Annotated in this window: 4 protein-coding genes (1 of these 4 only partly in view); all 4 read right to left on the bottom strand. The window is 71.3% G+C overall.

The window, feature by feature from the left end; translation table 11 throughout:
• Tightly spaced (at most 10 nt apart), the 4 genes in view from A4F85_RS05035 to A4F85_RS05050 form a layout consistent with a single transcriptional unit that may run on beyond the window.
• Window positions 1-2,627: the 5' end (the start) of a non-ribosomal peptide synthetase gene (locus A4F85_RS05035; RefSeq protein WP_063325845.1), read on the bottom strand. It extends 15,916 nt beyond the left edge of the window; 2,627 of the gene's 18,543 nt are visible here — the first part of the coding sequence; it begins with the start codon at window positions 2,625-2,627; its stop codon lies beyond the left edge, outside the window.
• Window positions 2,627-12,616, bottom strand: a complete 9,990-nt coding sequence (locus tag A4F85_RS05040) for a non-ribosomal peptide synthetase (protein ID WP_063325846.1) — start codon at window positions 12,614-12,616, stop codon at window positions 2,627-2,629. Before A4F85_RS05040 ends, A4F85_RS05035 begins: the two co-directional genes overlap by 1 nt.
• A gap of 10 nt (window positions 12,617-12,626) precedes the next feature.
• Window positions 12,627-17,348, bottom strand: a complete 4,722-nt coding sequence (locus tag A4F85_RS05045) for a type I polyketide synthase (RefSeq protein ID WP_063325847.1) — start codon at window positions 17,346-17,348, stop codon at window positions 12,627-12,629.
• Entirely contained in the window at window positions 17,348-22,687 is a 5,340-nt protein-coding gene (locus A4F85_RS05050) for a non-ribosomal peptide synthetase (protein ID WP_063325848.1), read from the bottom strand. The genes A4F85_RS05045 and A4F85_RS05050 overlap by 1 nt, the downstream gene beginning before the upstream one ends.
• Window positions 22,688-22,696 lie beyond the last annotated feature (9 nt).

Here is a 22,696-nt window from a genome sequence, read left to right on the forward strand (position 1 = left end):
CGTGCCAGTCCTTCGCCCGCCACGTACAGCTCCCCGGCCACACCCTGCGGCAGCAGGTTCAGGCTGCCGTCGAGCACATACAGGCCCAGGTCTGGAATCGCCACGCCAACAGGGCTGCGACCACCCTCCAGATCCGCCTTGGTGATCTCCCGGTACGTCACATGCACCGTGGTCTCGGTGATGCCGTACATGTTGATGAGTTGGGGGCTCTGGTCACCGAAGCGGTCGAACCAGGGCCGCAGGCTCTCGGGCTCCAGCGCCTCACCGCCAAAGATCACCTGGCGCAGCGCCAGGCCAGCGCCGCCTTCTTCATCCTGCTCCACGGCATGGACCAGCTGCCCGAAGGCCGAAGGTGTTTGATTGAGAACCGTTACGCGCTCGGCACGCAGCAAAGCCAGGAAGTCCTGGGGCGAGCGGCTGACCCAGTACGGCACCACCACCAGCCGGCCCCCCGTGCACAGGGCGCCAAAGATCTCCCAGACCGAGAAGTCGAAGGCGTAGGAGTGGAACAGGGTCCAGACATCGCCAGGCCCGAAGCCGAACCAGGCATCGGTGGCATCCAGCAGCCGTGCCACGTTGCGGTGGCTCAGTTGCGCGCCCTTGGGACGGCCCGTGGAGCCCGAGGTGTAGATCACATAGGCCAGGCTGTCGGCCGAGACTTCAACCTGCGGATCGGTATCGGGTTCACCCGACAGGTCCAGCGTGTCGATCTCCAGCACCTGCAGCGCAGCAGCGCCGGGAATGCGCTCGCGCACCGCAGCCTGCGTCAGCACCAGGGCAATGCCGCTGTCCTCGACCATGTGCGCCAGCCGGTCGGCCGGGTAATCCGGGTCCAGCGGCACATAGGCGCCACCGGCCTTGAGGATGGCCAGCAGGCCGACCACCATCTGCACCGAGCGCTGCATGGCAATGCCCACGCGCGTCTCCGGGCGCACGCCCAGGGCGATCAGACGGCGGGCCAGGCGGTTGGCCCGGGCGTCGAGTTCTGCGTAGGTCAGTCGTGCGGACTCGCAGGTCAACGCCACCGCATCCGGCCGTTGCTGCGCGCTTGTGGCAAAGCGCTGGTGCAGGCAGGCGGGCTGCGCAGGGTTGAGGGCCGGTCCATTGCGGGTACTGCGGCGCGCACTGCGGTCCAGAAGCTGCGCCTGCTCATCGCCGGGCAGCAGTTGCACCTGGTCCAGCGCGCACTGCGGCGCATGCGCCAGCGCCTGCAGCAGCAGCGACAGATGCGCGCCCATGCGCTGCACCGTGGCCGGCTCGAAGCGCTCGCGCGCATAGGCAAAGCCCAGTTGCAGGCTGCCGTCGGCGCGGCGGCTGGCGTGCAGGGTCAGCTCGAACTGGGCGGCCAGGCCGTCCAGCTCCAGCTTCTGGATCTCCAGGCCCGCCAGGCCGGCCGCCTCTTCATGCTGGTAGTTCAGCATCACCTGGAACAGCGAGCTGCCGTCCAGGCTGCGCCGCGGCTGCAGCGCCTCGACCAGTTGCTCGTAGGGCAGGTCCTGGTGGGCCAGGCCCAGGCGGACCCGCTCGGCCAGCTGGGCCAGCAGCTCCTGCAGGCGCATGCGGGGATCGAGCCGGCCACGCATCACCAGCGTGTTGACGAAGAAGCCGACCAGCGGCTCGGCCTCGGGCTGGTTGCGGTTGGCCACGGGCACGCCTACGCGGATATCGGTCTCGGCGGTATAGCGGTGCAGCAGGGCCTGGAACCCGGCCAGCAGCGCCACGAAGAGGGAGGTACTCTGCTCGCGGGCGCGCTGCTCCAGTCCGGCCACCAGGCTGGCGGGCAGATCCAGCCGGTGCCAGGCGGCATGCCAGCGGGTCTCGGCGCCCGGCGCGCGGGCATGGTCGGCGGGCAGCTCCAGATGCAGGTCCTGACCCCCGGCCAGTTCGGGCAGCCAGTAGTCCAGCAGGCGCTGCCTTTCCCCGGCCTCCAGCCAGTCGCGCTGCCAGGCGGCGTAGTCGGTGTAGGCGATGGGCAGCGGCGGCAGGCGGGTCGGGCGCTGCTGCACCAGTGCCGCGTACAGGCCGGCGAATTCCTCCAGCAGGATCTGCATGGAGCGGCCGTCGGAGATGATGTGGTGCATCACCACCACCAGCAGGTGCTGGCGGCTGTCCAGGCGGACGGCGGCCACGCGCAGCAGCGGGCCGCGCGTCAGGTCAAAGGGCGCGAGGCACAGGCGCTCGGCTTCGGCCAGAGCCCGGTCGTGGCGCTGCGCGGCGGGCAAGGAGCTGAGGTCGATCAGCGGAAGCTCCAGCGCCAGCTGCGACACGATGCGCTGCCGCGCCAGGCCGTCGGGGCTTTCCTCGAACACCGTGCGCAGTCCACCGTGGCGCTCCAGCAGCACGCCGAACGCCTGCCGCAAGGCCGCCAGATCCAGCTCGCCATGCATCCACGAGGCCTGGGCGATGTGGTAGGCCGAGCTTTGCGGGTCCAGCTTCCACAGGAACCACTGGCGCAGCTGCGCATGGGACAGGGCTTCGGTCTGGTCAGACGATGGTGCGCGCACCGGGATGGGGAAATGCGAGAGATCCAGTCCCTCGGCCCGGATCTTTTGCAATGCCAGCGTGCGCTGGGCAGGGCTCAGGCTTGCAAAGCGCTCGGCGATTTGGCGCAGGCGGCCACGGTCCATCAGATATCTCCCAGAGTTTCGAGAAAGGAATCCAGCGCATCGAGCGCCTGCGCGTCCGCGCCTGTCGTGCCTGTTGCACCCGCAGCACCCGCGCCGCCAGGGGCCGGCAGGCGCACCAGGCCCGCCATGTCCTGCAGCACCGGGGTGCGGAAAATGTCATGGGCGGTCAGCCCCGCAGCGCCTGCCCCCTGCAGCCGCGCCAGCAGTTGCACCACCTTGAGCGAGTGCCCGCCGCGCTCGAAGAAGCTGTCGCGGCGGTCCACGCGGCCACCGCCCAGCAGCTCGGACCAGAGCCCGGCCAGCATTTCCTCGGCCTGCCCCGAAGGCGCCTCGTAGGACTGGCCGGCCGGTGCCTGCGCCGCAGGCAGCGCGGCACGGTCCACCTTGCCGCTGTTGTTCAGCGGCAGCGTGTCCAGCACCACGATGGCGGACGGCAGCATGTAGTCGGGCAGGCCGCTGGCCAGTCTTGCGCGCAGTGCCGCAGCGTCCAGGGGAGGGCCTGCATGCAGCGGTGCATGTAGCGACGCATGTAGCGATGCATGTAGAGATACGTGCGCCACAAGGCGCGTATCACTGCCGGACCCCGCTGCCGTGACCACGGCCTCGCGCACCTCGGGCTGGGCCAGCAGTGCGGCCTCCACCTCGCCCAGCTCGATGCGGTGGCCGCGGATCTTGACCTGGTGGTCCAGCCGGCCCAGGTATTCCAGCGCGCCATCGGCATTGCGGCGCACCAGGTCGCCCGTGCGGTACAGGCGTTCGCCAGCCGCGCCCGGTCCCGCGAAAGGATCGGCCACAAAACGCTCTGCGCTCAGGCCCGGCCGCTGCCAGTAGCCGCGCGCCAGGCCCTGGCCGCCAATGAACAGCTCCCCGGCCACGCCTTGCGGCACGCAGCGCAGTCCTTCGTCAAGCACCAGCAGCCGGGTGGCCGCGATGGCCTGGCCCAGCGTGGCGGCATCGCCCTGCACCTGCTGCAGGCTGGACCAGATCGTGGTCTCGGTCGGGCCGTAGAGGTTCCAGAGGTCCACGCCCGCCGCGCGCAGCAGGGCAATCAGGTCCGGCGCAAGCGCCTCGCCGCCGCACAGCGCCTTCAGGGGCCGTGCCGCCTTCCAGCCACCGGCCAGCAGCAGGCGCCAGCCCGAGGGCGTGGCCTGCATCACGCTGGCGCGGCTGCGCTCCAGCAGCGCCGCCAGCGCGGCCGCGTCGCGCACCTGTTCGCGCCCGGCTACCACCAACTGCGCGCCCACGGCCAGGGGCAGGAAGATCTCCAGGCCCGCAATGTCGAAGGACACGGAGGTCGTGGCCAGCACCACGTCCTGCGCCTGCAGGCCCGGCTGTGCCGCCATGGACTGCAGAAAGTTGGAGAAGGCCGCATGCCGCACCACTACGCCCTTGGGCCGGCCGGTGGAGCCCGAGGTGTAGATCACATAGGCCGCCTGGTCGCCATGCACCTCGACGCGGGGCGCGCGTTCCGTGCCTGCCTGCGGCCCTGGCTCCGATGGCTCCGATGGCTCCGATGCCTCCAGTACCTCCAGCTCCAGCACCTTCGGCACGCTGGCGGCGAGCAAGGCCAGCCGGCCCGGCGCCAGGCCCGAGGCCAGCACCAGGCAGGCCCCGCTGTCCTGCAGCATGTACTGCATGCGCTCATCGGGCAGGGCCGGATCGACGGGCACGTAGGCGGCGCCCGCCTTGAGGATGGCCAGCAGGCCGGCCACCATGGCGGCCCCGCGCTCGGCCACCAGGCCCACGCGCTGCCCGGGCCGCAGCCCCTGGGCGATCAGGGCCTGCGCCAGCCGGCTGGCCCGCCGATCCAGATCGTCGTAGCTGAACACCTGCCCGTCCGCGGTCAGCGCCGGGGCCTGGGGCTGCTGCCTTGCCTGCGCCTCGAACATGCGGTGCACCGGCAAGGCCTGCGGCCAGGACCGGGGGTTGCAGGCCTGCGCCAGCAGCGCCTGGCGCTCGGCCGGGGGCACCACGTCCAGCGTGCGCAGGTCGCAGCCGGGCTGCTGCTGCAGCGCCTGCACCAGCGCCTGCAGGGCCTGCTGCATGTAGGCGCAGACGCGCCCGGCCCCCACGCTGCGCACCACCTGGGCGACGAGCACAAAGCCCTGGCCGTCGTCATCCACGGCCATGCCCACGGGATAGTTGCTGCGCTCGGGGCGGCCCAGCACCTGCACGCCGGCCCGGGCCAGCTCTTGCGCAGCACCCTCTGCCGCGCCATGCCGGTAGTTCAGCAATGCACTGAACAGCGGCGTTCCCGCAGGCAGGCCGCTGCAGCGCTGAGCCAGCGACAGGCTGGCATGCTCGTGCTGCAGCAGGGCCGCAAGCGCCGCCGCCGTGCTGCGCAGGCCCTGGAGCACGCTGCCTTCGCCCAGCGGCAGGCGCAGCGGCAAGGTGTTGATGAACATGCCCAGCGCCTGCTGCGCACCGGCGCCGCCGTCCATGCGGCCCATCAGCACGGTGCCGAAGACCGGCTCCTGCCTGCCGCTGGTGCGGGCCAGTACCAGCGCCCAGGCCAGGTGGCAGAGCGCGGCGGGGCTGACCCCGTGCGCACGCGCTTGGCGGCGCATGCCCTGGGCCAGTGGGGCGTCCAACCGCAGGCGGGCCTCCTCCATGCCACGGCCATCGCCTTGCACATCCAGCAGGCCGAAGGCGGCCGTGGGCTCCTGCACATCGGCCAGCATGCGGCGGAAAAACCGCTCGTGCGCCTCGGCCGCCACGCCCTGGCGCGCCTGCGCCACAAAGCGCCGGAAGGGCACGGGCACCGGCAGCTCGGCCGCACGGCCCTGCTGAAGCCGCAGCACTTCCTGCAGCAGCAGGTCCAGCGTGATGCGGTCCATCACCAGGTGGTGACTCAGCAGCTGCAGCAGCCAGCGGCCTTGCCCGGCATCGTGCGCGGCCCGCGCCCCTATCATCGGCGCCTGCCGCACGTCCAGGCGCAGGTCGTGGCTGCCCAGTTGCTCCAGCATCTGCGGCACCAGCGCCTCATGTGCCTCATGCACCTCATGCGACCCATGCGCCTCATCCGCATCAGGCCACTGCAGCTGCAGCGGTGCCTGGCGCAGCACCACCTGCACCGGCTCGGACAGCCCTTCCCAGAGCACGGCCGTGCGCAGGATGTCATGGCGCGCAATCACCTGGTTGAGGCTGTGCACGAAGGATTGCAGCTGCTCGCGCGTCCCGAAGCTCAGCAGGTTGGGCGAGACGAACACATCGCCCCCGGACTGCAGCAGGTGGTGGAACAGAATCCCCTCCTGCAACGGCGCCAGCGGGTAGATGTCCTGGATGTTGGCTGCGCCACCGGGCATCGCAGCGGCAATGCGAGCAATCTCATCTTCATCCAGCGCCACCAGGGTCAGCATGTCCGGCGTAATCGCCGTGCAGCCTTCGGGGATGCCGTTGGGCGGCACATCGATCTCGCCGGTCACCTGCTCCCCTTGCTCACCCTGCTGCTCCTGCAGCACCGCCTGCGCAAACTCCGCCAGCCTCGGATGCTGGAACAGCGTGCGCACCTGCACGCGCAGGCCCTGGGCGCGCACGCGCTCCAGCAGGCCCAGGGCGAGCAGCGAATGCCCGCCCAGCTCGAAGAAGCCGTCCTGCCGTCCCACGCGCTCCACGCCCAGCACGTCCGCCCAGATCTGCGCCAGCGTTTCTTCCAACTCGCCCTGCGGTGCCTCGTATTCCTGTGCACTCGCCATCTCCGGCTCGGGCAGGGCCTTGCGGTCCACCTTGCCGTTGGCCGTCAAAGGCAGGGCGTCAAGCACGACGATGGCCGAGGGCACCATGTAGTCGGGCAGCGCATGGCCCAGCCGGTCCTTGAGCCAACCGTCTTCGGCTGGCGAATTCAGCGAGACATAGGCCACCAATCGCGCCCCGCCTGCGCTTTGCTTGGCCAGCACCACCGCCTCACGCACTTCAGGCTGGGCCAGCAGTTGCGACTGCACCTCGCCCAGCTCGATGCGGAAGCCCCGGATCTTGACCTGTTGGTCGGCACGGCCCAGGTATTCGAGTTCGCCCTGAGCGTTCCAGCGCACCAGGTCGCCCGTGCGGTACAGGCGCTCGCCGGACTCCGCGAAGGGGTTGGCAATGAAGCGCTCTGCCGTCAGTCCTTGCCTGTTGAGATAGCCGCGTGCCAAGCCCTCGCCCGCCACGTACAGCTCCCCGGCCACACCCTGAGGCAGCAGGTTCAGGCTGCCGTCGAGCACGTACAGGCCCAGGTCCGGAATCGCCACGCCCACGGGGCTGCGTCCGCCCTCCAGATCCTTCCGGGTGATCTCCCGGTACGTCACATGCACCGTGGTCTCGGTGATGCCGTACATGTTGACGAGTTGGGGGCTCTGGTCACCGAAGCGGTCGAACCAGGGCCGCAGGCTCTCGGGCTCCAGCGCCTCGCCGCCGAAGACCACATGGCGCAGCGCCAGGCCAGCGCCGCCCTGCTCGTTCACATCTTCCTGTTCAACCGCATACACCAGTTGCCCAAAGGCCGAAGGTGTTTGATTGAGAACCGTTACGCGCTCCGCACGCAGCAAAGCCAGGAAGTCCTGGGGCGAGCGGCTGACCCAGTACGGCACCACCACCAACCGGCCGCCCGTGCACAGCGCGCCAAAGATCTCCCAGACCGAGAAGTCGAAGGCGTAGGAATGGAACAGGGTCCAGACATCGTCAGGCCCAAAGCCGAACCAGGCATCGGTGGCGTCCAGCAACCGTGCCACGTTGCGGTGGCTCAGTTGCGCGCCTTTGGGGCGGCCCGTGGAGCCCGAGGTGTAGATCACATAGGCCAGGCTGGCCGGGTTCACTTCAACCTGCGGATCGGTACCGGGTTCGCCCGACAGGTCCAGCATGTCGATCTCCAGCACCTGCAGCGCAGCAGCGCCGGGAATGCGCTCGCGCACCGCAGCCTGCGTCAGCACCAGAGAGATCCCGCTGTCGGCCACCATGTGCGCCAGCCGGTCGGTCGGGTAGTCCGGGTCCAGCGGCACATAGGCGCCACCGGCCTTGAGGATGGCCAGCAGGCCGACCACCATCTCCACCGAGCGCTGCATGGCAATGCCCACGCGCGTCTCCGGCCGCACGCCCAGGGCGATGAGGCGGTGGGCCAGGCGGTTGGCCTGGGCGTCGAGTTCGGCGTAGCCGAGAACGTGGTGCTCGAAGGACAGCGCCTGCGCCCCGGCTCGCGCCAATGCCTGGCTGGCGAAGCGGCCGTGCAGCGTCTGCGCTGCGGCCGTCCGGCCGGCAGGCAGGCCGGCGGCGCGGCCCCATGCTTGCTGCCTGTGCAGTTCGGCCGCACCCAGCAAGGCGACCTCGCCCACCTTGCGGGTCGGATCATCGGCCAGCGCCTGCAGCATGGCCACATAGTGATCGGCCAGCGCGCCGATGGTGGCGGCCTCGAACAATTCGCGGGCATAGGTCAGGCGCAGATGCAGGCAGCCCTGCGCATCCTCGGTGGTGTCCACCGTCAGCTCGAACTGGGCGCCCTGCCCCTGCAGCGCATATTCCTGCAGCTCCAGCCCAGGCAGTTGCTGCAGCGCGCTGCGGTCCTGGCGCTGGTGGTTGAACAGCACCTGGAACAGCGGCTGGGTGCCGGCGTTGCGTTCGGGCTGCAGCGCCTCGACCAGTTGCTCGAAGGGCAGGTCCTGGTGGGCCTGCGCGCCCTGGGCGGCCTGCCGGGCCTGGTCCAGCAGTTGCGCCAGTCCCATGCGCCCGTCCAGCGTGGCGCGCAGAACCTGGGTGTTCACGAAAAAGCCCACCGTGCCCTGTGTTTCCACCCGGTGGCGGTTGGCAATGGGCACGCCCACGCGAATGTCTTCCTGGCCCGTGTAGCGGTGCAGCACGGCCTGCAGGCCGGCCAGCAGCAGCACGAACAGCGTTGCGTCCTGCGCCTGGGCGCGGCGGCGCAGGCTGCCGACCAGATCGGCCGGCAGCTGCAGACCATGGCTGGCGGCCACATGGTCCGCGCCGGGCCGGCGCGGGTGGTCGGTGGGCAGTTGCAGCACGGGGTGCGTATCGCCCAGCTGGGCGCGCCAGTAGGCCAGTTGCCGCTGCCGCTCGCCGGCCTCCAGCCACTGGCGCTGCCAGGCCGCGTAGTCGGCGTACTGCAGCGGCGGCAGGGGGGCGGCCTGCGGCACCTGTCCCTGGCACCGTGCGCGGTACTGCTGCACGAATTCATCCACGATGATCTGCATGGACCAGCCGTCGGAGACGATGTGGTGCATGGCCACGACCAGCAGATGCGCCTCGGCCGACTCCCGGATCAGGCCCACGCGCAGCAGCGGCCCGGCCTGCAGGTCGAAGGGCTGGCGGTGCACGGCAGCCGCCGCCTGGTGCAGTTGTTCCTGACGCTGCGCAGCGGGGAGTTCGGACAGATCCGTTTGCTCGACCCGCACACCGCCCTGTGCGGCGATCACCTGCACCACCTGCCCGTCCCCGCCCATGCGGAACACCGTGCGCAGCGACTCGTGGCGCGCCACCAGCGCGTCGAAGCTTTGCTGCAGCGCCAGCACATCGAGCGTGCCCAGCAGACGCAGCGCGCCGCTGATGTGATAGGCCGTACCGGCCGGCTCCAGCTGCCACAGGAACCATTGGCGCAATTGCGCAAAGGACAGCGGCAGCGGGCCACTGCGGTCGGCCCTGGGCAGGGGCGCCGCGCCTTCGGTCTGCTCGGCGCTGGCAACCGGCCCCTCCACCAGCCGTGCCACACCCGCTGGCGTCTTGCCCGTGAACAGCTGCTTGGGCGTGAGCTTGACGCCGCGCTTGCGGGCGCGCGCCACCAGCTTGAGCGCGAGGATGGAGTCCCCGCCCAGCGCGAAGAAGTCGTCATGCCGGCCCGCGCGCTCCAGGCCGAAGAGGTCGGCCCAGACGGCGGCCAGCGCCTGCTCGGCCTCGCCTTGCGGCGCCTCGAAAAGATCGGCGGCCGCCTGCTCCGGCACGGGCAGGGCCTTGCGGTCGATCTTGCCGTTGGCCGTCAGGGGCATGCCCTCCAGCACGGTGATGCTGGCGGGCACCATGTACTCGGGCAGCGCCTGCGCCAGCGCTGCGGCCCACCCCGGCCTGTCGGCGGGCACGCCGGCCTGGGGCACGGCATAGGCATGCAGCTGCATGCGCCCGTCCCCGCCCCCATCCCCATTCCCGTCCAGCCGCGCCACGACTTCGGCCTGGGCCACGCCGGGCACGGCCTGCAGCGCCAGCGCCACCTCGCGCAGCTCCACGCGGTAGCCGCGTACTTTCACCTGGTCGTCCATGCGGCCGAGGAACTGCAGGCTGCCATCGGCCAGCATGGTCACGCGGTCGCCCGTGCGGTACAGGCGCTCGCCCGGCCGGAACGGGCTGGCCACGAATCGCTCTGCCGTCTGCCCGGGCCGGGCCTGGTAGCCGCGCGCCAGGCCCGGCCCGCCCAGGTACAGCTCGCCGCTGGCGCCCAGGGGCACGGGCTGGAGGTCGGCATCCAGCACCAGGGCGCGGCTATTGGCCAGCGGCCTGCCCACGGGCAGGCTTTCGCCGCCGCGCAGCGCCTCGCCCGCCTCCTGGGTCAGGATGCCCACCGTGGTTTCGGTGGGGCCGTAATGGTTGAGCACGCGGCAGCCGGACCTGAGCGCGGCGATGCGGTCCACCAGCGGCCAGCGCGTGGCCTCGCCGCCCAGCACCAGGCGGCTGGCAGGCAGCACGTCAGCGGGCATGCCGGCATTCAGCAGCCCCTGCAGATGGCTGGGCACGATCTTGAGCACGTCCACGCGGTGCTCTGCCATGTAGCGCGCGAAGCCGTCGGGGTCGAAGGCCAGTTCGGGCGCCATCAGATGCAGCGCGCGCCCCGAGCACAGCGCGCCGAACAGCACGGTGTGCCCCAGGTCCGCCGCCACGGTCGAGACCATGGCCATGCTGCGCGCCGCATCGGGCAGGTCCAGCCGCTGCAGCACGGCCTGCACATAGTGGGCCAGCGCGCCGTGGCTGACGACCACGCCCTTGGGCTGCCCGGTCGAGCCTGAGGTGTAGATCACATAGGCGCCCTGTGCGGAATGCGGCGGCGCGGCCGGCGGCGCCTGCCCCGCAATGCACGGCTCCTGGCAGGCATTCAGGTCCAGGCTCAGCAGGGGAACGCCCGCGTCCCAGGCGGGCGCCTGCTGGCAGAGCATCAGCACCGCGCCGCTGTCGCGCAGCTGCCAGGCCAGCCGCTGCGCCGGCAGGCAGGGGTCCAGGGGCACATAGGTGCCACCGGCCTTGAGCACGGCGAGCAGGCCCAGCACAAAGGCGCAGCTGCGCTCGGCATGCAGGGCCACGCGCACATCAGCACCCACGCCGCGCGCCACCAGGGCCCGGGCCAGCTGGTCGGACTGCCGGTCCAGCTGCGCGTAGTCCAGGGCCGAGCCCGCATCCCTGACCGCCGTGCCATCGGGATGGGCCTGCACTGCGCGCGACCACAGCTGCAGCACGCTGTCGGTGCCAAAGGCCTGCACCGGGCCTGCAGACTCCGACACGCGGCCTGGCAGCGACAGCTCGCCCAGCCTGGGCTGCTTCTCGCCCATGGCGCCCATAGCGCCGCTGACCTGCCGCGCAAGGTCCTGGAATGCGGCCGCCATGTCGCGCACCACGGCTTGGTCGAACAGTTCATCGGCGTAGATCAGCACGCAGTCGATGCCGTCCTGCCGGTCGGTGAAGTCCAGGCTGAGGTCGAAATGCGCCTGGCCGCTGGAGACGGCCTGCATGGCGATCTCCAGGCCGGCGATGTGGCGCGCGGCCGAGGCATCCTCCTGCTGGGTGCACTTGACCTGGAACAGCGGGTGAACGCCCGGCTGGCGGGCCGGCTGCAGCGCCTCGACCAGCAGGTGGAACGGCAGGTCCTGGTGGGCCTGCGCGCCCAGCACCGCCTCGCGCACCTGCGCCAGCAGCGCGCCGAAGTCCTGCGCGGGATCGATGTGCGTGCGCAGCACCAGCAGGTTCAGGAAGTAGCCGATCAGCCCATGCGTCTCGGCCTTCTGGCGGTTGGCCACCGGCGTGCCCACGCGCAGCTCGCGCGTGCCGCTGAAGCGGTACAGCACCAGCTTGAGCAGGGCCAGCATCACCATGAACAGCGAGGCGCCATGCGCGCGGCCCAGGGCACGCACGCGGGTGGCCAGTGCAGCGGGGAGCGTGAACTCCAGGCGCTGCTCCTGTGCCTCCTGCACGGCCGCCCTGGCCTGCTTCATCGGCAGGGCCAGGGCCTCATGCTCGGTGCCCAGCCGGGCGCGCCAGTAGGCCAGCTGCCGCTCGCGCTCACCGGCATCGAACCAGCGGCGCTGCCAGACGGCATAGTCGGCGAACTGCAGGGCCATGGCCGGCAGGCGCGATGGCTGCTGCGTGCGCAGGGCCTCGTACAGGTGGAACAGCTCCTCGACCACGATGCCGTTGGACCAGCCATCGCCCGCAATGTGGTGCAGCGACAGGCCCAGCACATGCTCCTGCGCGCCCAGCCGGCACAGGACGGCGCGCAATGGCGTTTCCGTGTCCAGCGCAAAGGGCTGGCGGGCCAGCAGCAGCACCTGGCGCTGCGCCTCGGCCTGCGGATCGCCGTCCGTCCATGCGCCCAGATCGACATGGCGCAGGGGCACGGGCGCGGCGGGCTGGATGGACTGCCGGGGCTCGCCGTCCTCGCCGGCCGGATAGCAGGTGCGCAGGATCTCGTGGCGCTCGGCCAGGGCCTGCAGCGCCTGCTCCAGCGCCAGCGCATCCAGCGGCCCCTTGAGCGACAGCGATCCCACCATGTTGTAGGCGGGGCTGGCGGGCTCCAGCCGCCAGGTGAGCCAGAGGCTGCGCTGCGCGGGGGACAGGGCAATGGCCAGCGTGCGGTCGCAGCGGGTGATGGTATGGGCCGTGTTGCGGGTGTCGCCGTCCGGCAGGCCACCTGCACCACCTGCGTCAGATGCAGCGGGTGCACCGGATACGCCCCGGAGCCTCAGGGCCAGTGCGGCACGCTGCGCATCGGACAGGCGGGACTTGCGGGAATCGAGATCGTTCAGGGACATGGTGGTCTTCTCACGCAGATGCGAAGGCGGCAAGGGCATCGCCTTCATCGGTAACGGTGGCCTCGATCTCCTCGATCAGCCGGGTCTCCACCAGCACGGCCAGCTCGCCGACGGTGGGGGCCTTGAAGAAGGCCGCAGGGTGCAGCTCGACACCAAAGCGCTTTTTCACGCGGCCCAGGATCTGCAGGGCCAGCAGCGAGTCGCCGCCCAGCTCGAACAGGTTGTCGTGCACGCCCACCGGGGCAATGCCCAGCATGTCGGTCCACAGCGCGGCCAGGGCCTGCTGCAGTTCGCCTTCGGCCGCAACGTAGGCGGTCTGCAGCGCCGGGCGCGGATGGCCGCCACGGGCCTGCGATCCGTTGGCAGGTTCGGCGAAGGCTTCGGCGGCAGGTTCTGCCAGCGCATCCACCAGCCCGGCATCGATCTCGCCCAGGCGCTGCTGCAGGTCGGTGGTGGAGATGACCACCTGGTGCGGCACATCGCCGTTGACGATGCGCTCGAACACCGCTGCCGCTTCTGCGCCGCTCCAGCCTATTCCCTCGGGAATGCGCATGCCGGCGGCCATGCCCAGGTCACGCCAGGCGTCCCAGTCCACGGAGATGACGGGCCAGGCGCGCTGGCGGCTGGCCAGTGCCGCCAATGCATCCATGCAGGCATTGGCGGCGGCGTAGTCGCTCTTGCCCAGGCCTGCGGTGAGGCTGGAGATGGACGAGCACAGCAGCACGAAGTCCGGCGCCTGCATGTCCTGCATGTCCTGCATGTCCTGCATGTCCTGCATGTCCTGCGTGCCCTGCGTGCCCAGCAGGTCCAGCAGCAGCCGGGTGCCGCGCAGCTTGGGGGCGAACGTGCGCTCCACGCCGTCCCGCGTGCGGGTGGCCAGCATGCCGCTGTCGGCATGGCCTGCGGCGTGGACCACGCCATGCAGCGCGCCAAAGCGCTGGTGCGCCTGCGCCAGCGCCGCCTGCATCTGCGCGGCGTCGGCCACATCGGCGGCCAGGGTCAGCACCTGGGCGCCCTCGGCCTCCAGGGCCAGCAACTGCAGCAGTTGCTGGCGCAGGGTGCGCGGCTGCCCGTCATCGGCGGCCAGCGCCTCCCATTGGCTGCGCGCAGGCAGCGCCGTGCGGCCCACCAGCACCAGGCGTGCCTGCCAGTGCGCGGCCAGATGCCGGGCCAGCGCCAGGCCCACGCCGCCAAGGCCACCCGTGATCAGGTACACGCCCTGCCTGCGCAAGCGCGGCGCTGCGGCGTCCTGCCACTGCAGGGGCTCGTAGGTCTTGCGCCAGCGGTGGGCACCGCGCAGGGCGATGGCCGTGTCGGCCGCCCGCAGCCCATGCGGCGCGCGGGCTTCGTCCAGCAGCTGGCGCGCCAGCCGGGCCTGCATTGCGGGCGAACCAGCCTGCACCACATCGACGAAACGGCAGTCGATGGACGGGCATTCCTGCCCTATCGCCTTGCACAGCGGAAAGACGGCGGCCATCTCGGGGTTCAGCGCTTCCAGCCCGGTCACATCTTCCGAACCGCCTGCGGCCACCAGCAGCAGCCGCCGTGTGCGCGGGCCTCCAGCACCGTGCGCACGAGCCTCCAGCGCCTGCGCCAGCGCCAGCACGCTGTGAAAGCCGCGCTCCAGCGGCGCAGGGGCGGCCGCATCCATGGCCCACAGGTGGTAGATGGCGTCCACGGGGCCGAACTGCGCCTGCACCGCATCGAGCAAGTCCTCGCAATCGCGGCGCTCGCCGGGGCGCACAACATGCCGGCCCGGGGCCAGGCAGGCGGGGGCCGCGCCCGCTTCCACGCAGACCACATCGGTGCCCTGCGCGCGCAATGCGTGCACCAGGGCCTCGGCCGTGGCACTGCCGTCGCCAAACACCAGGGCCACCTGGGCTGCGGCTGCGGCGGTGCCTGCCGCCAACTGCAAGGGACTGCGCTGCCAAGCGGCTGCGTAGAACGGACCGGCGGTCGCCGAGGGACCTGCCGTGCCTGCCGCTTTCGGTGCATCGCCACCCTGCCCCGCCGCCTGCACCCAGAAGGAGCGGCGCTGGAAGGCATAGGTCGGCAGCGGCACGCGCCGACCTGGCCGCCCGCCCCGGCAGGCAGTCCAGTCGATGTCCATGCCCGCGCACCACAGGCCGGCAACGGCCTGCGCCAGCAGCTGCGCGCTGCGTGCGGTCTGCTGGGGATGGGCCTGGCTGGGCCAGATGCCGGCCGCCGTGGCGGCGCGCGCATGCTGGCGAGCCAGGGCGGTAAGGGCTTGGCCGGGGCCCACCTCCAGCAGCACGCGGCCCGGCTCTCGCACAAGCTCGTCCAGCCCGTCCGCAAAGCGCACGGTATGGCGCAGGTGGCGGGCCCAGTAGGCGGGGTTCATGGCCTGCTCGGCCGTGATGGGCTTGCCGGTCACGCTGGAGATGAAGGCCAGGCGCGGCGCATGCCGGGGCACGCTGGCCACCACCTGCTCCAGCTGCGCCAGCAGGGGCTCGGTCATGGCCGAGTGCGAGGCCACGGCAATGTGCAGCCGGCGGGCGGTGATGTCGCGCGCGCGCAGCGCCTCTTCGGCCGCCTCGATGGCGGCCAGCGGGCCGGACAGCACGCACAGGCGTTCGCCATTGACGGCACCCAGGTCGCAGCCCAAATCCAGCAGGGATTGCAGCTCGGCCTCGGCCAGGGGCACCGAGGTCATGGCGCCCTGCGGCAGCGACTGCAGCAGGCGGCCGCGCGCCGCGACGATGCGCAGGGCATGCGGCAGCTCGAACACGCCGGCCAGGCAGGCCGCCACATACTCGCCCAGGCTGTGGCCCAGCATGGACACGGGCTGCACGCCGCGTGCCATCCACATCCGGGCCAGCGCGTAGCCGATCACGAACAGGGCCGGCTGGGCCTTGTCCATGGCGGACAGCGCCGCGTCGGCCTCCACCTCTTCACCCGGGGCGGGGAACAGCCACTGGCGCAGGTCCCAGCCTGTTTCGGCCTGCAGCAGCTCGCAGCAGCGGTCCACCTCCTGCCGGAATACACCGCCGTCGCGGTACAGGTCCAGGCCCATGTTGGCGTGCTGCACGCCCCCGCCCGGGAAAAGAAAGACCACGCCGGGCGGCTGTGTCGGCACCTCGGTGGCCTGGCCTGCCGGCGCAGCAGCAGCAGCAGAAGCAGCAGCAGCGAGGTGCAGGCCCTCCACCGCCATGCCCATGCCGTCTGCCACCACGGCACGGCGATGGCCGAAGGCGCGGCGGCCCTGCTGCAGGGTGTGGGCCACATCGTCCAGCGACAGGCCGCTGCCGGCCTGCTGCAGATGGGCAGCCAGGTGGCGCGCCGCCTCGTCCAGCGCACGGGGGCTGCGAGCGGACAGCGGCAGCACCTGCCAGCCCCGGGCTGCATCCGCCTGTGTAAGCGAAGGGGCGGCAGAGGTGGCAGGGGCGGCAGCAGCCTCCTGCAGCACCACATGGACATTGGTGCCGCCAATGCCGAAGGCGCTCACGCCCGCGCGGCGCGGCGTGCCCGCCCGGGGCCAGGGCCTGGCCGCGGTGTTGACATGGAAGGGACTGCGCTCGAAGTCGATCTGCGGATGCGGCCGCTCGAAATGCAGGCTCGGCGGCAAGGTGGCATGCCGCAGCGAGAGCACCGTCTTGATCAGGCCCGTGACACCGGCGGCCGCATCGAGATGGCCGATATTGGTCTTCACCGAGCCGATGGCGCAGTAGCCCCTGCGCTGCGTGCTGGCGCGAAAGGCCTGGGTCAGCGCCGCGATCTCGATGGGGTCGCCCAGCGCCGTGCCCGTGCCATGGGCTTCCACATAGCCGATGGTGTCGGCCGGCACGCCCGCCAGGGCCTGCGCCGCGCGCACCACGGCGGCCTGGCCGTTGACGCCGGGCGCCGTGAAGCCTACCTTGTCTGCGCCATCGTTGTTGGCGGCGCTGGCCAGGATGACGGCGTGGATGGTGTCGCCGTCGCGCAGCGCATCGTCCAGGCGCTTGAGCACCACAATGCCCGCGCCGCTGCCCTGCAGCGTGCCTGCGGCCTGGGCATCGAAGGCGCGGCAATGCCCGTCCGGCGAGAAGATGGCGCCGGCCTGGTAGCGGTAGCCGCCGTTTTGCAGCAGGTTGAGCGAGACGCCCCCGGCCAACGCCATGGCGCATTCATGGCCCAGCAGTGCCTGGCAGGCGGTGTGGACGGCCATCAGCGAGGTCGAGCAGGCCGTCTGCACGGTAACGGCCGGGCCGCGCAGGTCCAGCTTGTAGGCCACGCGCGTGGCCAGGGCATCGGCCATGTTGCCGCTCATCAGACCCAGCAGATCGGCGACCTGGGCGCCAGGGCCCGGCGCATGTCGGGGCAGCAGATGGCGCATCAGGTAGACGCTGGCGCCCGTGCCCGCATACACGCCGATGGCGCCGGGATAGCGCCGGCCCTCGTAGCCCGCGTGCTCCAGCGCCTGCCACGCGCATTCCAGGAAAAGGCGGTGCTGCGGGTCCAGCTGCTCGGCATCGCGCGGGGTGTAGCCGAAGAAGTCGGCATCGAAGAGGTCCATGCCGGCCAGCGGCACGCCGGCCTTCACGTAGCCTGCATCGTCCAGCAGGGCCTGGGGCACGCCCAGGGCGCGCAGCTCATCGTCGCTGTAGCGCTTCACGGACTCGACGCCGTCACGGATGTTGGCCCAGAAGCTGTCGATGTCGTCGGCGCCCGGAAAGCGCCCGGCCATGCCGATGACGGCGATCTCCAGGCCAGTGGTTTCGGAGGAAGAAGGCATCAGAGGGTCCTTTCGATGTGGCGCTTGCGCTGCAGCAGCGCCTCGCGGCGGCGCTGGGCCGCGTCCATGCCGTCCCGGGCGGCGGCCGCCTGCGCGGCGCCGTCGCCCTCGCCCTCTGCGCCCTGCTCGATGCGCCGCGCCAGGGCCGACACCGTGGGGTGCTTGAAGAGATCGACCAGGGACAGCTCCCGGCCCAGCCGCGACTCCAGCAGGCCATGCACGCGGATGAGCTGCAGCGAATGCCCGCCCAGGTCGAAGAAGTTGTCGCTGGCGCCTATGCGCTCCACGCCCAGCACCTGGGCCCAGAGGGCGGCAATGGTCTCGGCCACGCCGCCTTCGGGCGGCTCGTAGGCCTGGCGCTCCAGGGCCGGCAGGGTGGGCGCCTCGGGCAGCGCCTTGCGGTCCACCTTGCCGTTGGCGTTCAGCGGCAAGGCATCCAGCACGGTGATGGACGAGGGCAGCATGTAGTCGGGCAGGGCTGCGGCCAGCGCGCTGCGCAGCGCGGCCATATCCAGGCACTGCCCCTGCTGCACCGAGACAAAGGCGGCCAGCCGCGCGCCGTCGGCCGCCTGGCGGGCGACCACCACGGCCTCGCGCACGGCGGGGTGGGCCAGCAGTTGCGCCTCCACCTCGGCCAGCTCGATGCGAAAGCCGCGGATCTTCACCTGGTGGTCCACGCGGCCCAGGTAGTCGATCTGGCCGTCGCCGCGCCAGCGCACCAGGTCGCCCGTGCGGTACAGGCGCTCGCCCGTGCGGCTGGCGGGGTCGGCGACAAAGCGCTCGGCGCTCAGGCCCGGCCGCCGCCAGTAGCCGCGCGCCAGGCCCACACCGCCCAGGTACAGCTCGCCAGCCACGCCGCGCGGCACCTCGTTGAGCGCGGCATCCAGCACATGGGTGCGCAGCCCGGCCACGGGGCGGCCTATGGGCACAGACAGCGCGCCCTCGTCCCGGCAGTCCCACCAGGTGACCTCGATGGCCGCCTCCGTGGGGCCGTAGAGATTGAGCAGGCGGGTGCCGGGGAAGGCCTGCAGCACGGCCGCCTGCAATTCGGCGGACAGGGCTTCGCCGCTGCAGATGATGCGCTGCAGCCCCTGGCAGGTGGCGGCCGCCGGGTGCGCCATGAAGGCCTGCAGCATGGACGGCACGAAGTGGATGGTGCTGACCTGGTGGCGCGCTATCAGCTCGGCCAGGCGCCGGGGATCGCGGTGGTCGCCAGGGGCGGCCAGCGCCAGGCATGCGCCGGTGGTCAGCGGCCAGAAGAACTCCCAGAAGGAGATGTCGAAGCCGAAGGGCGTTTTCTGCAGCACCGTGTCGCCCGCGCCCAGCGGCTGATGCATCTGCCCCCAGGCCAGGCGATTGCACAGCGAACGGTGGCGATTGGCCGCGCCCTTGGGACGCCCGGTAGAACCCGAGGTGTAGATCACATAGACCAGGCTGTCGCCATGCAGGGCAACGGCCGGGTTGTGGGCCGGCAGGTCCTGCAGCCGGGACGCCAGACCCGGCACATCAACCCATTGGGCACTGCAGTGGGCCGGCAGGCGGTCACGCACCTGCGGCTGCACCAGCACCAGGGACACGCCGCTGTCCTCCAGCATGTAGGCGATGCGGTCGGCCGGGTGCTCGGGGTCGATGGGCACATAGGCCGCGCCGGCCTTCATGATGGCCAGCAGCCCCACGACCATCTCGATGGAGCGCTCCATGGCAATGCCCACCGGCACGCCGGGCCGCACGCCCGATGCGATCAGGTGATGCGCCAGCCGGTTGGCGCGCACATTGAGCTCGGCGTAGCCCAGCGTGGCCTCGCCCAGGCACAGGGCCGGGGCATCGGGGCTGCGCGCCACCTGCTGCTCGAAGCGGCGGTGCACGATGTCGCCGCCGTGCAGGACCTGGTCATTGCAGCTCCAGGCCGCCAGTTGCTGGCGTTCGTCGGGACCCAGCAGCGGCACTTCGTCCACGGCACATTGGGGCTGGCGCGCCAGTGCGTCCAGCATGGCCGCATAGTGGGCGGCCAGGCGCTGCATGCTGCCCGGCTCGAACAGCTCGCGGGCATAGACCAGGCTGATGCCCAGGCTGCCATCGGAGCGCTCGCGCACTTCCACGGTCAGCTCGAACTGCGCATCTGCGGCCGCCAGCGGCTGGCCGGCCACCGTCCAGCCCGGCACCTGCTGCAGCGCGTGCCAGTCCTCCACCAGATGATTGAACAGCACCTGGAACAAGGGGCTGTGTGCCAGGCTGCGCTGCGGCTGCAGCGCCTCCACCAGCTGCTCGAACGGCAGATCGTGGTGGGCCTGCGCGCCCTGCGCCGCCTCGCGGGCCTGCTGCAGCACGTCGGCCAGGCGCATGCGCCCGTCGATGCGGTTGCGCAAAACCAGGGTGTTGACGAAAAAGCCGACCACGCCCTGCAGGTCGGCATGCGCGCGGTTGGCCACGGGCACGCCGACGCGGATGTCCTCCTGCCCCGTGTAGCGGTACAGCAACGCCTGCCATCCTGCCAGCAGCAGCGTGAAGAGCGTGTCTCCCTGCTGGCGGGCCTGCGCGCGCAGCGCCTGCAAGGTCGCGCCGGGCAGCTCGAAGCTGTGCCGCCCCGCACGATAGCGTGCCAGCGCCTGGCGAGGATGGTCGGTGGGCAGGGCCAGCACAGGCTGGGCCTCGCCTGGGGGCACCTGCAACCGTTCCAGCCAGTAGGCCAGCGAGGCCTGCTGGCCTTGCTGGGCCTGCTGAGCCTGCTCCCGCTGCCAGACGGCGTAGTCCACGTACTGCAGCGCCGGGCCGCTGTCCGGGGCGCCGGCATACAGCGCCGCCAGATCTTCCAGCAGGATCTGCATGGAGGCGCCATCGGAGACGATGTGGTGCATCACCAGCGCCAGGATGTGCTCATTGGCCTGCAGCCGCACCAGGGCAGCCCGGGCCAGCGGCCCCTGCTGCAGATCAAAGGGCTGGGCGCACAGCGCCTGCAGCCATTGGGCGGCGTGCTCCTCGCACTTCGCGGGATCGCCCTGCGCGGCATCCAGCCACTGCAGCTCCAGCCTGCCCTGGGGGTCTAGGCGCTGCTCGACCTCCCCATCGGGCCGGGCGTTGAATACCGTGCGCAATGAACCGTGCCGTTCGGCCAGGCCCTGCACGGCCGCACGCAGGGCGCCTGCATCCAGCGGCCCGGTGATGCGCAGGGCGCCCTGCACGTGGTAGGCCGTGCTGCGCGTATCCATCTTCCAGAGAAACCATTGGCGCTGCTGGGCCGGCGTCAGCGGCAGGGGCGTGGCGCGACGGGCCTCGGCCAGCGGGGCAATGCGCTGCAGCGCCGTGCCCGGCTGGCGCTGTTGGCACAGCCGGTCGATGTCCTGCGCCTGGTCGCGCAGCCGCGGGTGCTCGAAGACCCGCCCGGCCGGATACTCCAGGGCCCATTGCCGGCAGATGCGCGCGGCCAGCCGCACGGCGGCCAGGGAGTTGCCGCCTTGCGCGAAGAAGTTGGCCTCGCCGGCCGGCCCGTGCTGGGCATCGCCACCGAGCACCTCGCGCCACAGGCCGGCCAGCGTGCTTGTGGTGGGATCTGCCGCGCCCGCCTCCTGCGGTGCCTGGCTGCCGCCGCCCGCGAAGCGGCCCGACTCGAACACGGCCCAGGCATCCAGCGTGCGCGCGGACCAGCCCTGGCGGCAGGCTGCGCGCTGCAGCTTGCCGCTGGAGGTGCGGGGCAAGGCGCCGGGGTTGAGCAGCACGACCACCGTGGGTGCCTCGCCGCACTGCGCGCCCACGGCGGTGCTCAGTGCATCGACCAGGGCCTGGGCCGGCACCAGTTTTTGCATGCCGAACGAGACTTCGGCAGCAATGCCTATGCCTTCCCTGCCATCGATGTCCACCGCAAACGCGGCCACGCGTCCCTTGCGCACGGCTTCGACCTCGGCCTCGACCACGCGCTCGATGTCCTGCGGGTAGAGGTTGTGCCCGCGCACGATGATCAGATCCTTGATGCGGCCCGCCACATGGACCTGCCCGCCGTGCACGAAGCCCAGGTCGCCCGTGCGCAGCCAGCGCCGGCCTGCATGCTCGACAAAGGCCTGCTGCGTTTGCTGCGGCTTGCCCCAGTAGCCCTGGCTGATGCTGGGGCCGTGCGCCCAGATCTCGCCCACGCGCCCGGGCTCCAGCACCTGCAGGCTGTGCGGATCGACGATGTTCACCGCATGGCCGGGAACGGCAGGGCCGCAGCCCACCAGCGGGGTGGTCTGCGAGGCGCCGGAGCTTTCCTCGGCCCGGCCCTGCGCCAGGGCCTCGGTATCGAAGGACGTGATCGTGGCGCCTGCGCCGCAACTGCCGCCGGTGATGAACAGGGTGGCTTCGGCCAGTCCGTAGCAGGCATAGGCCGCGTCGGGCCGCAGGCCGCAGGCGGCAAAGCGCTGCGCGAAGGCCGTGACGGTGTCGGCACGCACGGGTTCGGCGCCCGTGTAGGCCAGCCGCCAGCTCGACAGGTCCAGCTGCGCCAGCTGCGACGGCTTGATGCGCTCCAGGCACATGCGGTAGGCGAAGTCGGGGCCGCCGCTGATGGTGGCGCGGTGGCGCGAGATCAGCTCCAGCCAGCGCACGGGCCTTTCCAGAAAGAGGCGCGGCGAGGTCAGCACCAGCGGCAGCCCGCTGTACAGCGGCTGCAGCAGTCCGCCGATCAGGCCCATGTCGTGGTACAGCGGTGCCCAGGACATGAAGCGGTCGCCCGCGCCGATGTCCATGCGCTGCTGGATGGCAGCCTCGTTGGCGATGAGGTTGCCGTGGCTGACCATCACGCCCTTGGGCGCCGAGGTGGAGCCCGAGGTGTATTGCAGGAAGGCGATGTCGTCGGCAGCCGGCGCATGGGGCCGCCAGGCGTCGGCATCGGCCAGGTCCACCTGGTCGGCGGCCACGGCGGCAATGCCTGCAAAGCGCGCATCGGCACCGGGCAGGGCCTGCATCACTTCGGCCGTGCTGATCACGCAGGCCGCGTCCGCGTCGCCCACGATGCCCAGCAGCCGCTCCAGATGCTGCACGCGCAGCGATTCCAGCGGCGGCACCGGCACGGCGATCACGCCCGCGTAGAAGCAGGCCAGCATGCTGGCGGCGTAGTGCTCGTCGTTGTCCATCATCACCAGGGCGCGCGCGCCCACGGGGCACAGCTGCTGCAGCCGGGCGGCCAGCGCGCGCACGCGGCGGTCGAACTCGCCGTAGCTGTGGCTGCGCTCGACCACGCGGCCGTCCTGCACGGCGGCCACGGTGAGCCAGATGTCGTCGGGCCGCTGCTGCGCCAGGCCCCTCAGATGCTCGACCAGGCTGGCCGGCGCCTGGCCTGCTGCCGCGATTGCACTTTGTCCACTCAGCATGTCAGCTGC

Source organism: Delftia sp. GW456-R20 (genome assembly GCF_001622915.1).
Classification (GTDB): domain Bacteria; phylum Pseudomonadota; class Gammaproteobacteria; order Burkholderiales; family Burkholderiaceae_C; genus Comamonas; species Comamonas acidovorans.